Origin of the sequence: Haloferax sp. YSSS75 (assembly GCF_046764215.1) — an archaeon.
Lineage (GTDB): Archaea > Halobacteriota > Halobacteria > Halobacteriales > Haloferacaceae > Haloferax.
This window is the reverse complement of sequence record NZ_CP177206.1, coordinates 368888-385634: the sequence shown is the minus strand read 5'-3', so window position 1 is coordinate 385634 and position 16747 is coordinate 368888. Positions and strand designations below refer to the sequence as shown.

9 protein-coding genes are annotated in these 16747 nt (G+C 51.0%); 2 read left to right on the top strand and 7 right to left on the bottom strand.

What is annotated here, in order from left to right; genetic code table 11:
• The first annotated feature begins 137 nt into the window (after positions 1-137).
• Positions 138-518, top strand: a complete 381-nt coding sequence (locus ACK3R5_RS02055; protein WP_411967895.1) for a helix-turn-helix domain-containing protein — start codon at positions 138-140, stop codon at positions 516-518.
• Between the two features lie 36 nt (positions 519-554).
• Here the strand turns inward: ACK3R5_RS02055 and ACK3R5_RS02050 are convergent, their stop codons facing one another.
• Positions 555-2270, bottom strand: coding sequence for a DUF2254 family protein (locus ACK3R5_RS02050; protein WP_411967894.1), 1716 nt, complete (start codon positions 2268-2270; stop codon positions 555-557).
• A gap of 102 nt (positions 2271-2372) precedes the next feature.
• On the opposite strand from ACK3R5_RS02050, the gene ACK3R5_RS02045 reads away from it, so the two are divergent.
• On the top strand, positions 2373-5978 hold the full coding sequence (locus tag ACK3R5_RS02045; protein ID WP_411967893.1) for an Eco57I restriction-modification methylase domain-containing protein: 3606 nt from the start codon (positions 2373-2375) through the stop codon (positions 5976-5978).
• Positions 5979-6037: 59 nt separating this feature from the next.
• On the opposite strand, the gene ACK3R5_RS02040 is transcribed toward ACK3R5_RS02045, so the two are convergent.
• The 6 genes from ACK3R5_RS02040 to ACK3R5_RS02015 all read right to left on the bottom strand — a co-directional run bounded on the left by ACK3R5_RS02040 (position 6038) and on the right by ACK3R5_RS02015 (position 16258).
• Positions 6038-9811 (bottom strand): helicase-related protein, encoded by a 3774-nt coding sequence (locus tag ACK3R5_RS02040; protein ID WP_411967892.1) that lies wholly within the window; start codon positions 9809-9811, stop codon positions 6038-6040.
• A gap of 99 nt (positions 9812-9910) precedes the next feature.
• Positions 9911-12292 carry a hypothetical protein gene (locus tag ACK3R5_RS02035; protein ID WP_411967891.1) on the bottom strand — a complete coding sequence of 794 codons (2382 nt, stop codon included), beginning with the start codon at positions 12290-12292 and terminating at the stop codon, positions 9911-9913.
• Positions 12293-12377: 85 nt separating this feature from the next.
• On the bottom strand, positions 12378-13502 hold the full coding sequence (locus tag ACK3R5_RS02030) for a tyrosine-type recombinase/integrase (protein WP_411967890.1): 1125 nt from the start codon (positions 13500-13502) through the stop codon (positions 12378-12380).
• Complete coding sequence (locus ACK3R5_RS02025; RefSeq protein WP_411968678.1) at positions 13499-14212, bottom strand: tyrosine-type recombinase/integrase; 714 nt, start codon at positions 14210-14212, stop codon at positions 13499-13501. The genes ACK3R5_RS02030 and ACK3R5_RS02025 overlap by 4 nt, the downstream gene beginning before the upstream one ends.
• A gap of 428 nt (positions 14213-14640) precedes the next feature.
• Complete coding sequence (locus ACK3R5_RS02020) at positions 14641-15741, bottom strand: tyrosine-type recombinase/integrase (protein ID WP_411967889.1); 1101 nt, start codon at positions 15739-15741, stop codon at positions 14641-14643.
• Entirely contained in the window at positions 15734-16258 is a 525-nt protein-coding gene (locus ACK3R5_RS02015) for a hypothetical protein (protein WP_411967888.1), read from the bottom strand. Before ACK3R5_RS02015 ends, ACK3R5_RS02020 begins: the two co-directional genes overlap by 8 nt.
• Between the last annotated feature and the right edge of the window lie 489 nt (positions 16259-16747).

Here is a 16747-nt window from a genome sequence, read left to right as displayed (position 1 = left end):
TACACCCTCTCTGAGTGTATAGGCATTAGTGACTGATTGTGATACTGGTTCCACAATTACTGAATTATACGGTCTGATGCCGTCTACAGAAATTTAATGGCGTTGTGGAACTAACAACAGTTATATTGGTGACATAGATGGGTGAAGAAGACACCAACCAAGATAGTGTTGATCCAAACAGCTTCCGTGGGGACGAGAAAGTTGATTCAGCCCTTGAGCTTCGAAATGCGTTTTCGGAGGCAATCACTCACCACGGATTCCCAGATACGCTTGTGTTGAGTCGTGAACGGGCAGACGATGTGTTCCATGAGCGGCGTATTCGGATCATGGATTATCTAAAGACACATCAACCTCAGTCGGTCCGTGCCCTCGCGAAAGAGTTGGACGTCGATAAAGGAGTCATCAGTCGTGACTTACAGAAACTTCTCGAATTGGATATCGTTGAGTTCGACCACGATGGACGAAGCAAGTCTCCTCGACTGAAACATCAGCATGTTATTGTCGAGCCAATCTACTGAGATGGTCCCTCAATGCTCTGATTACGCTATGAGGATTCAGCCTGCATGGTACTCTTCGTATGTCGATTGGATTTCCCGCTGGAATGACTTTATCCACTCAGAGTACTCTTGAGTATCGTCTGTAACCTCCCGAATGAACTTCTTCGGGGTAGACTCTGGCTCTTGGATTCGATTTAGGACAGATACAAATTCATCGAGTCTTGAAGTCATCCCCTCACGGCGAGACTCGCTCAGTGCCTCGTCAACTATCGAGCCGTTGGGGATCTCCCCTTTCAAGTGGGCAACTTCCCCAGACCACGTGCTCGCTTTCTCTCGATCAAGTCGATAAACGATGTAAGCAATATCTATATAATGTCGAATGAAGATGCGTGTTATTCCGTCTACTTCGTGCTCAGCACTTTTTTTACAGATTTCTTTCCAACCATCTCTGAGACCAGTCATCAGAATCGGCCACTCGTCATTACGTTCGATATATCTGAAGATATTGAGCGTCGTCTCTATCGAATATCTTCTCAGGTAGAAGATTACATTGGTGACGTTGTTAGATGATTCAGGATTGTTTCGAGAGCTCCAGTCAATGGTACAATCTGTGAGATATTCACCATAGTGTTGGAGATAGAGATCAAGCCCAATCGCGATACCTCGGTCGTAAAAATCTCTGAGGTGGTGTCTGTATGTCCATTTGTCATAGTCCTTAATCAACCAAACTCGGATTCTGCCTCTATACATTGAGAGAATCGAGGAAACCATATGTGGTGCTGGTTTTTCCAAGGCTTCCACGAGAAGAGTTCGGCATGAATCGAGAACCGCCACACGGAGTCGATGGCCTTCTTGATTGTCCTGTGTATCTTGAAAGGTACTAGTTAAACCACTCACTGCTTGGGAAGCGATATAGGCACGATGAGAACTGATACCAGCTTGGCCAATATCGCTAATTGTCTTAATTGCATCCTCCGCTAAATCAATCTCTTCCGATGACGTTGCTTCCTTTGCCGTTCTGGGGAGGTATTCTTCAAGTGGTGTTCGAAAATACTTGTGTGATAAATCGTCCTTGGTTGACCAGAGGTTCCCTCTGGCTGCCTCTTGTTCGATAATCCGGACTGAAATGCGGTTTGTATACCGAATCCCATTCTTGGCAGTTGCCCACTCGTGCCGGGACAAGGCAGACATGACGAGTTCGTGTAGCTCGTGAAGCGGATGCTGGTCAAATGAGTCGACGCTTTTCGAAACTGCTTCCCGAAAATCCTCAACAGACACACTCTCTTCGTATGCTTCTAGGATCCCTTCTGGGGTGCTCCTTGCAAGAATCGAATTGACGTGCCGGTTGAGAGTCACTCCGGATGCTAGAGCCAATCCTGCTGCGATGGAGATCCCAGAGATTGTATATTGAGAAGGAATGGTTGGAAGATTGAACAGCAAAAATAAATCGAAAGCCACAGACGCGAATAGCAGAACGAGCGTGGCTTGAAATGCTGCTGACGAAGTAATCAGCTTCGTCATCCTTGCAGAGTATCTGTTTGCGATTAGTTGAACGCCGAGTATACTCACAGAGAATACAATCGCTAATAGGCTAGCCTGTGCGGTTGCAAGCGTAGACAGCACTTGGTTCGCGTTCGACACATCATACTCAAGTGGAGCTACCAAAAAGAAGAGAGCCCCAATTACACCCACGATAACGAGACGCCACTCCCAAACAGAATACGACTGAACAATCCGCAGGAACCACTTCCAGTCTTGATCTTGTACCCGCATTGTTATTCTCACGAGACTGTGGGTATATTAATTCGCTCCCGGTTTGGGATGCCAATTACTTCGCGTCGGTGACTTTTTGACCTGTCATTGTGACTGCCGATTATGTCACTTCAGCAAATCAAATCTGATGATATTGCGACGTGGGATTCTCTTGAGGACGTCGCAGAGTCGCTGAAGAAGCGGGGCCTCCAACCGGAGCCAAGTCTCGGAGAGGACAACGAGCTCGTCCTTCGTCTCACCGACGACGACGAGTTTATGGTACTCATCGAAGCACCGCCTGGAGAGACCGCGGCGTCGTTCAAGTCCCGAACGAACGTCAACACTCACACGGGGATGGTGGCTACCGACGACTTTGAGGAGTTTACTTTCATCACCCGAATCCGGACGTGGGACGCACACGGCCGGACGAAGTACCAGCAACTTTCGTTCTCGAAAGAACAGATGACGAGTGAGACTGGAGAGAAGAACACGATCCTCCAGAAGCTCAACGATATCGAATTCAACAAGCCCGAGACGATTTTCGACTCTCTCTACGATACGAAACAGGTCGTCAAGGACTTCTACGAGGACTTCGAGGAGCTCCGGACCGAACTCGTGCAGGAAGTCGCCGGTGTCCCCGACGACCGTGGCGACGCCAAACAGCGGTACGTGCAGATTACGCTCGACCGGATGATTTTCCTCTACTTCATCCAGGAGAAGGGCCTGCTTGACCACGACACCGAGTACCTCCACAAGATGCACGAGAAGTTCTCGGAGGATGGCGACGTCTACGAGGAGTTCTACGACCCGCTCTTCTTCGATATTCTCGCAGAGGGCAAGAAGGATACAACCTACGGCAACCTCCCGTACCTCAACGGCGGTCTCTTCAGCAAGAACCCTGTTGAGGAAGAATTCGACGGCGCCCGGCTGGGAGAAACCGCCGAAGAGACGGCTACACTCTTCGGAAAGATTCTCTCGTTTCTCTCGGACTGGAACTGGAACGTCGACGAGCGACTTGACATCGTCGACCCGAAGAACCTCTCGCCGGCCATCCTCGGGCACATCTTCGAACAGACGGTCAACCAGAAAGAGATGGGGGCGTACTACACGCCTGAGGAGATTACCGGTTTCATGTCCCGCCGGACGGTTCACCCGTGGCTGCTTGACCGGGTAAACGACGCCCACGGGACGAACTACGAAGCAATCGACGACATCTTCGAGTTAGACGTTTCATCGGTGGGCGGTGATAAGGTCGAAGCGATGGCCGACGGCGGAATAGCACAGACTGTCGACCTTGACGCAGTGAATCAAGAACACGTCAAGACGCTCTACTTCGACGCCCTGAACGAACTTAGAGTAGTCGACCCCGCCGTTGGAAGTGGGGCATTCCTCCTTGCTGCACAAGAAGTGCTGCTCGACGTGTATCTCCAGTGCATCGAGTACTTCCAGGCACTTCGTGACGAGCGACCATGGGAACTTCACGGCGATGTCGAAGAGGAACTAGACGCAATTGATTCCTCTAAGGGGACGCCCACGCTCTATGCGAAGAACCAGATCATCCTCAACAACCTCTATGGAGTCGATATCGACGAGGGAGGTGTCGAAATTTGTAAACTACGACTATGGCTCTCGATGGTGGCCGACATCGAAAACGAGCCGAGTGAGGTCGAACCGTTACCGAACATCGATTTCAACATCCGACAGGGCAACAGCCTTATCGGCCAGATTGACGATGTTGTCGAGACCAACGAAGACGGTAATAGCGACTTGGGTGGGTGGGAGCGTAAAACCCGACTAGAGGACGTGAAGCAAGCAATCAGGAACCACAAGAGTGCCGATACGAGTGCCGAAGCACAGAAGTGGCGGAAAGAAGCAGAGGCCCGTATCGAAGAGCACCGTGGGAGATTCGACAAGATCCTTCGAGGGGAGTTCCAAGATGCAGGCTTCGATGACATCACGGTCGATGAACTTCGAGATTGGTCGCCTTTCCATTGGCCGTTAGAATTCGCGGACGTATTCGAGGAGGGTGGCTTCGACGTGTTCATCGGGAACCCACCGTGGGATATGCTATACGCGAACCGCGACGATTTTTTCATCCGGTACGACGAGCAGTTCCGCGTCTATCCATCTGAGGAGAAGGATGAGGTGATGGAAGACCTCCTCTCTGACCCTGATATTGCACGGGAATGGGAAGCGTATCAGGATTCGATGGAGACCCGAGCAGACTTCTTCACCAAGGGAGACACCTACAAACTCCAGTCTCCGGTGGTCGGTGGTCGAACGATGCCGACCAAGAACGAGTTATCGGCTCTCTTTCTAGAGCGAGTCTTCAGGCTCTCTCGGGACGGTGTGAAAGTGAGTCTGCTCCTCCCCGGTACGATTTTCGGTGGAGTGATGGGCAAAGACCTCCGGACACACCTGCTGGATCACACTGACGTAGAGAATCTCATCGGGTTCGAGAATAAGGGGATTTTCGAAGCCATTGACGACCGCTACCGATTTGCTATTCTAACGTTTGAGTACGGGGGAGTGACTTCCGAGCTCCGCGGCATATTCAACCAACGCGATATGGATATAGTGTATCGTATTGAGGATGAAGCAGCCAGCATCCCACGTGATGTCCTCCTCCGCTACTCTCCAGAGGGTAGAATTTTCCCATCAATCACCTCTCAAATCGAGGTGAGCGTCCTTGAAAAGGTGGTCAATCAGCCCTCGTTAGACGAGGTTATCGAAGACGCGTGGACGGTTGACATGCTCACGAAGGAGTTCGTCGAATCGACCGACAAAGACCGCCTTCAGACGTCACCTGAGAACGCCGACTACCCAATTTATGGGGGTAAGAATATCCATCAGTTCGAGTACGACAACACCCATACACAGAGTTTGGACGGGCCCAAGTACTGGAGTCGTGGAATGTACGACCCTCCGAACAGTGCGCAGTACCGCGTCAGAGAAAAGAAATTCAATCGTGGGCATCTCAAGCGTTCAATATACGACGCTTTCGGAGGCCCGAAGACAAGTCAGTCACAAGTTCAGTTCGTCGATGAGCTCCTCGAAGAGCATCGTGGTCACGGACTCGAAGAAGACGATGTACTCCTCGACAGCACCGAGTACCGAATTGGAATCAGAGACGTTTCTCGGTCACGAGATGAACGAACGATCATCGCCACCGTGCTTCCGAAGGAGGTCATCTGCCTCCACACGATTAACACTTTCAAGCCGTTCGCTATCGAGCCCGAAGAAGAGCATCTCTCGGAGTCACCGCTTCGGTCACCCTACGTACGACGGTTCACCGACCACGAATTGTTCGCGGCCACTGGGCTGCTAAACAGCATCGCGTTCGACTTCCTGATGCGGACAAAGGTCGAGACGCACATCGTAAAGCGCGAACTACTCGAATCGCAGATGCCGCGTCTCACCGAAGGAGACGACTGGTTCCACTACATCTCTGAGCGTGCTGCTCGCCTCAATTGCTACGGCGACGAGTTCGCAGAAATGCGCGAACGCCTCGGTGGTATCGAACCAGCCACAGACGAAGACGAGCGACAACGCCTCCAAGCCGAAATCGACGCCGCCGCCTTCCACGCCTACGGACTTGACCGCAGAGACACCGAGTTCGTTCTTGACGACTTCCACCGAGTCAACAATCCTCGGATGATGACTGAGGAGTACTTTGACCTCGTCTTCGAGAAGTACGACGAACTGTCCGAGACTGGCCCGCAACCGTAACGTCGAATTTACCAATTACTGGCTTACCGTATTGGGCGAAGGACTTGACCTCTCTTCATTCAGGATTGAAGCACACCCCAGCATAGGAGTCGGGCATCAACGTCCCCAGTCTTAGCCAGTTTCGTATCGTATTCTGTCGACCCTTCGATATTCTCGTCAAGGAAGTCCGCCAGTTCTTGCAGGAACTCTTCGACGTCCCACTCTCCGAGTCCCATGTTCTCCTTCCGGAAGGTGGCGCGAAGGATACGGTCCTCATCGGTGTTCTGGAGTTTCACGTCCTTGAGTCGACTTCGGAGGTGAGCCGCCGCCTCTGGGAGTGACGTATGCTCATCTATGGGGTTGGACAGGTCACCACTCGAATTGCTCTTAAGGTGCAGTAGGTAGGAGAGAATCTTCTCTTGCTCTTTTGAATACTCGTCACCGCCACGGTAGATGTCGCCGAGTAGTCCCTCCTTCGCCTCTTCGAGTCGCTGTTCGACCACCGCTTCGATGGACCCGCGTTCGTCGAGGTACTGTTTCTGATTGCGAGTCATTTTCTCGCCGTCAGTGTCAGGGCCAATCTTCAGTGCTCGAATCGCGCTCAAGTCTTTGACCTCTCCGCCGCGTTTCTTTCCATAGAGGGCTCGACGTGTCCGACCGAGTGGAGCGTCTTCTTCGTCGTCGAACCAGAGGTGGGTCATCCCGAAGATGCCCGGTGCGTGGTTGCTCTCAGAGTCCGGGACGTTAGTGTAGAGCAAGTCGCGTTCTTCTGGTGACATCTCGAAGTACTCATCTGCGAACTCGAAGTCTTCGTCGGAGAGGCCGAACTCTTCGTTCAGTTCTTTTTTGAGGAGTAACCGCTCGAAGGCTTCGTCCTCGTTGCTCCCGGCGTTTCGTAAGAGCGGGTTCTTAGAGGTGTCATCGAGTTCGTTGTAGTCGTCGACTTCACGAGAGGCCCGTAAGGTACCTTCAATCTCTTCGAGTTCGAGCTCCCCGATAGTCTTCTCCGTCTGGATGCCAGCTTTCTCCAGAATCTCGTCTTCGTTCGGGTCGAGGATGTTGTTCTCCTTCCCGACGATGAGGGCGATGTCGTTGATCTTCGCCTGAAGTCGCTTGAGGAGTTTGATGGCCGCCTCGATGTCGCCGTCAGGGTAGAAGTTGTGAACGTGCTTGTCGGCGGTCGAACCGATGCGATCTACGCGACCAACTCGCTGCACGATACGCATGGGATTCCACGGCAGGTCGTAATTGACCACGGTGTGGACATCCTGGAGGTTCACACCCTCACTGAGTGTGTCCGTAGCGACAACGTAGGTCAACTCTGAGTCGCCCGTCCGTTCGAGAGTCTCTTTGTAGCCGTATGCTTCGGGCGCGAATCGCCGGATGACTTTCTGCTTGTTCTCGTCGCCGCCTTTGACGACCGCACTGTTCTTCGGCGTCAGTGGCGAATTCGGGTCGTTCAGGAGTGTCCGGTAGACGTAGTCCGCCGTCGCCCGGTACTGTGTGAAGATAAGTACCTTGTCGTCGTACTGGTTCACCACGTCATTGAGCCGATCCATCTTCGGGTCACGGAACTCCAAGAGTCGGAAGACGGCGTCGTAGAAGTCCCGCGTGATGTCCTCGACCTCGGAAAGATCCTGGTCGGGGAAGAGCAAGGGATCGACCTCGTCTTCAGGGACATCTGGAACGTAGCCGATATGCTTTCGGCTGAGCCACTGTCTGACCGTGACTGCGTGGTCGTTGACGTGGGTCGCGTTCTCTGCGACGTCGCCGATAAACAACGTCAGGAAGTGCGCGATGAGAGCGATGTCCTCATGGATTCGCTGTTTGACCTCAGAGACGGTCAAGTCGGCTAACTCGTCTTGTCCACTGCTGTCCCCGCCTCGAAGAGATTCGGCATCGAAGCCGAACTCTTCGAGTGTCTGTGCCAAGTCTTCTGCCGCTTCACCGTCTTGGACGTAGTCGTCGAGTGTGACCGCTGCTTGGTCGTCCTGTATCGTTCGGAGCGTGTCTATCTCTTCGTCGTCTGGAAGTGCCTCTAAGAATCCGAGCAGTGTCTGCTCACTTTGGTAGAGCGTTTCGATACTCTGGACGAACGCGAACGTCGACGATTCGAGTCGTTTGAGCAGATTCAGTTTGTACAGTGCTTTCAGCGTACTCCCTGCCTGTGGGTTCTTGATGGTGATGTGTGGCAGGTGGAGTGCATCCATCACGTCGGGTAACGACTCGTAGACTGGGCGGTACGCCGTCGGAAGCGAGTATTCCTCTTTGTTAACCTCCGGCGGTTTGAAACTCATCTCCAACTCGTCGTCCTTCCGCATCAGCGACTCTTTGACGTGTTTCCGTGTCCGAAGGACCATCACCTCGTTCAGAATCTTCGAGATTTCCTGGGACTCGTGTCGGAGTTTCTCGGTGAGGTCTTCGAGGTCCTCGGGTTCCATCTCTTCTTTCCCGGCGGCGACACGCTTCCGCTGTTCTGCGATGTCGATGTAGCGGTCGAACGAACTGAAGTCCAGATTCGCTTTGTTCCGTATCTCGTTCTTCCCGGTGAACAACCCGATGAGGTTCTTCAGGTCGGTCGCGCTGTTGTTCAGCGGCGTCGCCGTCAGGAGAATCATCGTCTTGTCCCGGAGGAGTCGGAGATTTGCGTGGCGACGAGTTCCTTTGTAGTCGTCGTCATCGTCGGGATTGGGTCGCCACTTCCCGAAGTTACGGAAGCGGTGGGCCTCGTCGATGAGTAGCACGTCGAACTTCTCTCTGAGGGCGTTCACGTCCTCGTAAGAGAGGTTCTGGAACTTGCTGATACTCATGACGTCTATGTGCGTCCCGTCTATCTCCAGCCCGAAGAACGGGTCTCCGTCTTCGTCTGTTGCGTCTTGGAGAAGGTCTTCCCACTGGTCAGTCAGATTCGCAGGGACGATGAGGAGACAGCGTTTCCCGTCTTGGCGGTAGTCGTAGAGCAACTCACTCCCGATGAAGGACTTGCCGAGGCCGACTGAGTCGGAGATGATACAGCCGTTGTATTGGGCGATTTTCTTCGCGGCACTCTCGTAACCAATCGTCTGGAAGTAGTACAGAGGGCTATCTCGGGCACTGATGTTCCCATCGAGCGCGTCGTAGGAGAGCACCTTGTAGAGTTCGAACGGCTCGATGAAGGTTCCAAGATTACCATCGGGTTTCGTACCCTCTTTCCAGTCTTGGTACTTTTCGCTGTTCTCGATGACTTTGACAATTTCCCGTGAGAACTCTTCGGAGTTGGCCCACTGGTTGTCGAACCAATCCTCGAAGGCTTCGACTTTCTGTGGGTCTGAGCTGGTGAGGTTGAGTTCGATGTTGTTTCGATGGCCAGTTTGGGTGAAGTTCGACGACCCAACGATGAGTGCTGGTTCGCGTCTATCTGTCGAGCCTTCCCGCTTGGAAGGGTCGTCAGTCGCAAATCGGAACGACGCTCCTTTGGCGTGGAAGTATCCTTTCTCGGGGTTTCGAATCCGAACGTCGACTAAGCCTTCCTTGATGAAATCTCGAAGCCGGTCGAGCCGGTCCATCTGAGCGTTGTTGAGATCTTCGAGGTCGTCTTTGAGTTGCGTCCGGAACTGTTCGTGTAGACTCTTGCCCTCTTCAATCTCATCAGCAGTCCGAGCGTCTGTCTGCTTTCCCATCAGAATCCGCATCGGAGCATGGCCGAGTGCCTCAGAGTCTAGAAGAGCGTCGAGATCATCCTTAAACAGGTCGAATCCAGAGAGATAGAAGTAGCCTGTCGCAACCCGGACTTCCTCGCTCTCAGAGATTACCTCTTTGAACGTCTCCTCGAGCGTTCGTTCTGAGTTGTCGATGAGAGGGTCAAGATACGGCATCTGTCATCCATTTTCATCTATCATATGTTAACAGTTTGTCCTAGGCCAACGAGTTGTGAGTGAAACGGGTTGCTGCTCGAATCAAAAGAGGTGACTCCGCTACGAAACTGCTCTAGTAGGAACGCCACTTTCCGACGGAGTGCTAACTGTGAAGACTTCGTCCCTGGAGAACCAACTCCCGACCTCTGATTCTACTAACTGACCAACGACCTCCCTAAGACGCTGCAGAATTTGTTCAGACAGAATCTCCTTGAGCATCGGAACTAACTGCTTGAGGTATTCTGTAGAGAGGCCATCGAGGATATCGAAGAGCGTGACACCAGTCACTTCGAGATATCCAACCTCGATGATTGAAGCGATAAATTTCGTCTCACCAATCTCGATGAGGCTTCGGAGAGACCAATGGAGAATGCGTTCTACTCCACCAACACACTTCCAACCACAATACTTGGCGAGCCGGGCAAGCCCAGTCTTCGCTGCGATAGTCCCCGTCGCAGAGAACGCCAACTTATGCTGGGGAGAAAGTGCAAATGTTCCACCGGTCTGGTAGAGGAAATAGGCATCAATGACGAGGACAGTGGTCGCGATTAAGACCCCAACTTTGGCAGCACGGAGCTCAGATTCGTTTGCACTCACTACATTTTGTGCTTGGTCGTGGAGCGTAGCATAGTCGGAAACGACCGCGAGAACGGAGCTCATTCTCGAACCAACACTAATCGCCTGCTTGAGACGTCCTTCAAGAGCACCACTCGGAATTCCGATACCGAGGTCGGCTTGAATCAAATCGAGGATTTGATACAGGCCAGCTTGATTGAAATTCGAAATAATCGTGGCTTCAGACCCAGTGAAATTCGCACCAGGTAATTTCACGATTGCTTGGCTGTATTCCATCACTGGACCAGCATCTACGTCATCTGTCGCTACCGAGTGGAGGAACTGCACCATGCTATCGATGAAGTAACCAAGCGCTTGTTCCTGGTTAGCCGTGATTTGGAGACTCGAACTCTTGTCGTGAAGTGGGTCTTTCTCCACTGGGTTGTAGCCCTTGACAGCCACCTCAGTGCCGTCAGGTATTCCGTCGCCATCAGTATCAGCGTTCGTTGGACTCGTCTGGAGGTATTTGGCTTCCCGAGCATCGCTCAGACCGTCGCCGTCTGTGTCGTTCTTCAACGGGTCTGTTCCATACTCGTTCACTTCTTGTCCATCAGTCAGAGCATCGCCATCCGTGTCAGGGTTTGTTGCGTTGGTACCAAAGGTGTGCTTTTCTGGGCCGTCTTTGAGATCGTCACCGTCGGTATCAGGGTCAAGTGGCTCTGTTGCGAATCGGAGCGTCTCGTTACCATCCAGAAGGCCGTCAGAATCAGTGTCGTTGATAACTGGATCCGTCGGGTAGACCTTCGTCTCGTTCCAATCGTCTAAGCCGTCCGCGTCTGTGTCGGCTAATGTGACGTTGGTCTCACCGTACCACTCAACGCCGTCATTCAACCCATCGTCGTCAATGTCTGGGTCTGAGACGTTCAGTATCTCAGTTCTGACCTCGATGCTGTCGCTTACGTTGTCGAAATCAGTGTCGTTGTTCAGTGGATCACTCCCGTACTGATGAATTTCTGCCCCGTCTAACAGTGAATCGTTGTCAGTGTCATTTTGGATAGGCGAAGTGCCGTGGTCAAATTCGGCACCATCTTTGAGACCATCGTTATCGGTGTCACTGACGTTTACCAAAGTGACCAACATCAACTCGCGGCTATCATTGAGGCCGTCTGAGTCTGTGTCTGCCTTGCGTGGGTTCAGTTTGTCTGAAGTCGCTTCTCGAACGTCGCTCAGAGAGTCGCCATCAGTATCCCACGAGACAAGAGATGTGTTCAGTTCCCACTCTCGCTTGTCAGGTAAGAGGTCGTGGTCAGTGTCACGATTGGTAGCGTTAGAACCTATCTCAAATTCGAGTCCGTCGTCAAGCCCATCGCCATCAGTGTCTGCGTTTACTGGCGAAGTGCTGTTTGTCACCTCGACTAAATCGGAAAGAGAGTCTCCGTCAGTATCAGCCTGTGTAGGGTCAGTTCCGTTGGTTGTTTCTACAAGGTCGTTTATTCCGTCCCCGTCAGAATCCACTGAGCTCGCATTCGTGCCGAGTTCGACTTCTTCGGTATCGTTCAATCCGTCCGCATCTGTATCTGGATTAGTAGCATTTAGAATCGGTGAGGAAATTTCTCGGCCGTCAATAAGCCCGTCGCCATCCGTATCCTGTGCCTGCCAGTCAACACTTTTGGTCCATTCTGCCCCATTTCTGAGCCCATCGTTGTCGGCATCCATAATCGGAACAGCGACGACACTTGGGCTAATCATAGCCAGAACCATGATGACAACCAGCGCGCGGTGTGAGAGTTGCTGGATGGTCTCCCGTTGGACGAATTGTAGATTCGGTGGGACACGGTGGTGGAGGGAGAGGAGTACCTTTCTAAACTTCTCAGTCGTCCCTTTCATTAAGTCAATTATATATCAAAATCTCTGGGTAAATAAGTCTTCTAGGCTATGAGAAGAAGACAGCTGAGACTCGTCTTCTAAGTTGCTACCAGCACGCCCGAACGTACTCAGACCGATCCTGTTTCCGCTTCTGCTCAGTGCGCGGATCGTAGTGTCTTCGAAGAGTTTGGACGGATACATCGAACCGTTCACTCGCAATGTCTGGTCTCAGCCCTTGACTCAGGTGGTGTACAATCGCACCGCGGCGAATGGCGTGTGGGTAGAACGAAACGGGGCAGACTTCCGAACGGGCACTACACTCACCTTCACAACTCACAGAACCGTCCCGACTCGTGTTCCAGCGACAACTCGTCGCATTGTACACTTTTCGGCGTAGTGTGGATCGTGCAGCTCTGCCTTGCGACGTCGCGAACAATGGAGACCGACCGAACTCATCAGTCACATTCGGGCGCTCAAGTTCAATATAGAGTTCAATCGCATCGACTACTCGACTCTTGATTGCGACGTTCCTCTCACCATTTCCAACGTGGTCCTTGGTTTCACTCCCATTCTTCAGACGAGTACCCGTCGTAGGACGGTGGCGTAATCTGATCTCGTTATCTTGAGGAACGAAATCCCGGACGTCAAGTGAACGCGCTCCACCGATTCGCAGACCAGCATTCCAGAGGAGTTCAACCAGTGCGTGCTTCAGCGTTCCTCGGCGTTGGTTTCGTAATTGTTCGAGAATTGACTCGGCTTCTCGAGTGGACAAGGCTTCGTCACGAGCCTTGGGAGAGAGCCCGAGATCGTCCTTATCGAGAATCCGGTAGAGTGATTCGTCACAGTACCCTCGCTTGGTGAGCCACCGAAGCCAACCGCGCACGTTCTTCGTGTTTGTGAGAATCGTCGCGTCAGAGTTGTACTGTTCTTGGAGTGTGTCGACGTAACCGTCCAAGAGATTGATGGAGAGTTCCGAGGATTTGACTATCCCACTCGATTCGGCGAACTCGACGAAGTCCAAAATGGTTCGCTTGTACTGAGCACGTGTCGATGGGCTCCGGTCCTGTCGGCGAGACATGAATCGTTCGTACAGAGTTGACAATGGGTCGTGGTCTGTGCTTCTCAACCGGGAACTCTGCAGTGAATCGTGGCCTTGGTCCAGTTCGAGAATCTTTTTGATTGCTACGGGGTCGTCGACTCGAGCCAATATCTCTTCGAGTTGCCCCTTCATTCGGAATCAAGAGTCGACGAAATCACAGAGTGCCAAACATCAGTGGGTGTGAATATCTGCACCCGTCTCCCAGAGAGCTGTTCGTCGTGCAACCCACTGTCCTGCCTCTTTCGGAAATGTGAGTAATCATTCGCTGCTTCACTGGCCACTTTGAATGATTGCCGAAGAGCCGCAGCGCTAACCCGGCCATGAGAGGTCGTGAATAGTGGGGCAGGTTTTGTATCTGGCACCGCTTTTCGCTCGTGTTCAATGTATGTTCTGAGGGCGTCAACAGTGCCTTCAGAAAGTTCCGCAGTTCGTTGATTGAGCAAACCCACTGAACTCACTATGTAGCTATTGGATATGCCAACTGAGACTGTTTTCTCCTGCAGGTTGAGTTCTGAGCGATCAAGTTCTCGTATCTGTCCAGGGCGGGCCTTGGTGTCACATAATAGCTCAACGAATGCGTGTTTGCGAGTCCCGAATTCTCGCTCTCTGAGGTACCTGACAAGAGATTGGGCCGAGTGCCGGAAATCACGAATGGGGCCGTCCAAACTACCGAAGCTTGGAGCAAATCTCGCACCCACAGACCGGATGTCAGAAGAAGGCTGTTCATCTAGAGACGCAACAATTTGTAGGCGCAGAATAGTCGGGTCTTCCTTTGTCAAGAATGCCAAAAAATTGGTCAGGCAGTACAGATGCCCGCAAACAGTACCCAGGTTGTGATTCATCTCGGAGAGAAGGACATCGACGAATTCAGCTACTCGGAGTGAATTCGAGTCGGCCCTACTGGCGGTGGTGTCCTGCAGCCATGAAACGAACTTTGTCAGTGCAGTTTGATGTGACAAGAAAGTAGACTCGGGAACGTTGTTCGACAGAGTACTGAGATAAGTTGAGGATGCTTCTTCGATCTCATCCAAGCAGTGTCTCTTATTACTCGGAGAAAGGCTCATTCTGCAACGGCCCCTCGAATTCCGGTGTCGAATTGACCATGACAGTGAATACACCACTCATCCCGAACTGAGTGGGCACTGAGTGACCATCTCGCACGAAAAAGTCCCTCTTATATTGTCTGAGGTGGCCACTGAGTGACCACTGAAGACTCGATTTACGGCACCGAGAGAATAAACAGTCAAAAATTGCTAGCAGGAAAGCTGAGCTAAATCCCTAATTGGAGACCCCGGAATAATTCTCCAATTACTTCATCGTAATTGTCGTCATCGTGCTCATAGTATTTTTTCGTGATTTCGGGACTGCTATGGCCTAAAGCTGCGCTCCGAAAATCCGATGGCACCCCCGCGTCCTTCAATAGTTGATTGAATGTATGTCTAAGTGAGTGTAAAGTCACTTTATGCATCTCTCTGTATTCTTTATCTGTCTTCATCGAGACTTTTTGTCTTTCTGTGATTTTTATTTTGCCAATCACCTCTTGAATGCCTGCTCTTTCTGCGGCTTCAGTAACTATTGAATTCAAATACCCACCAGATAGTTGTTCATGCTTTTGCCCCGGGAATAAGTGGTCGTTTTCTGGATCGACAAGTGTTGATTCCCTGCCAACATATAGCCAATGACGTAAGAGTAGGGCCAATTCACCAGAGATCGGCATTCTCTGCCAAATATTTGACTTACGATTGTAGAAATCTAGGTATTTTTCTTCTAATTTTATGTCATTTATTTTTAAGCCCCGAATGTCAGAATTTCTCAGCCCTGCTTCGAGTGCAATCTGTACAACTAACCGTTCTCTTTGCGTATTTAGATTTTCAATCAGTAAAATAATCTCTTCTTTCGATATCGGCTCACGCTCTATTGGTGGTGGCGTGCGGAACTGCGATGGTTTGATGAACTCTCTAATGTAGTCCCACCTGAGATTCGGTTCGTGTCCAAGGTGAATATCAACATGTCTGTATAAGTTCGTGATAGAAGTCTTGTGAAGAGAAAGAGTACCTTCTCTCTTCCCGTTATCAGATAAATACTTGAAGAACTGTTGAACGTGTTCCAACTCCGCGCTGCAAACTGTAACACCCATAGAGTGAAGGAAGTCTACGAATTGGTATAGGTGAGTAGAATATGTGGAAGCACTGCTGGGCTTGATAGTGCTGTTCGTGTTCCAAACGAGGTAGTTAATTGCATGTCCACAACCCGGGTCAACTATATAATATTCATTTTGTAATTCTCTCCACCGGGGCCGTTTTTGCTCTTCTTCATATATCGGGCAAACTGGGGCATCAACAATGAGTTGTTGTGGGATTTTTTTATTCATCAGTTTCCTCAGCTTTTTTCCGTCCCTTCGGGACGTCCGTTTTCACTTGGTATTCAGTAACTCTACCGCGGGTTGACGACGAAATCAGACCACGTGCATCAAGTCGTTCGAGACTTTTACTGGTCTCTAGCTGGGCATTACCACAGTAGTCCGAAACCTCAGAGATGGTTGCTTGGCCAAGTTTTGAAATCGACTCGTAGACTTCTTCGTCAATCTTAATCTCGGCAGTCGCGATTCTATTTTCAGAGACAACGTTCGCTTCCCCCACTTGTTTTGTGGGAATATCATTGAGACTCCTCCCGTGTCCGTGAGAATTCAGCGTTAGTTTCGGACCAACGATGAGTTTAAGCAAACTTTCGATGGTGTCAGACAATTCATTGATATCCGCCGATTGAGAGTCTATTTTCTCATGTAGTAATTTAATAACTTCCTCGCTCTCACCATTCAATCTATGGCTGTGATCCGTTATGGCCGCACGTATCGCTTCACTTCGTGACACGTAGTGATCTGAGGCCATCTGGTCAAGAATCGAATTATGTCGTAGAGTGATTGTGCAGTTCGGTTTTACCAGTCTTCGAGACTTAGGCTCTGTATCTTGCCGCATCATTCACCACAAGGCTTCACACTCTGACTCAGGACTGATGAGAACGGTCTACCATCTTTGATTAGTAAATCTAAATGGGAACCACGAGACTTTCGTGTGGATATTATTTCATTGCGCCAATTCTGTCTCGGCCAATTCGGACTATTGCCGTCGCTGGTTCGATTTTCTATCATACTGAAGTAGCCACTCGTTACTGAAACCGAGCCATCGACAACGTCCTCAGTTGGGCCCAGTTGACATCTGGCCCTCTAAGGCGTGCGATTACAAGGGTCAGTTTTGATTTCCCGAGGTAACTACGGGATAAACATGGGATTTCAGGTATAAATAATTGTATTTAGTTTTGAATATCAAATAAACATACATCATTTATTCTATAAATATATGTCAGAATGATTTTGGCTT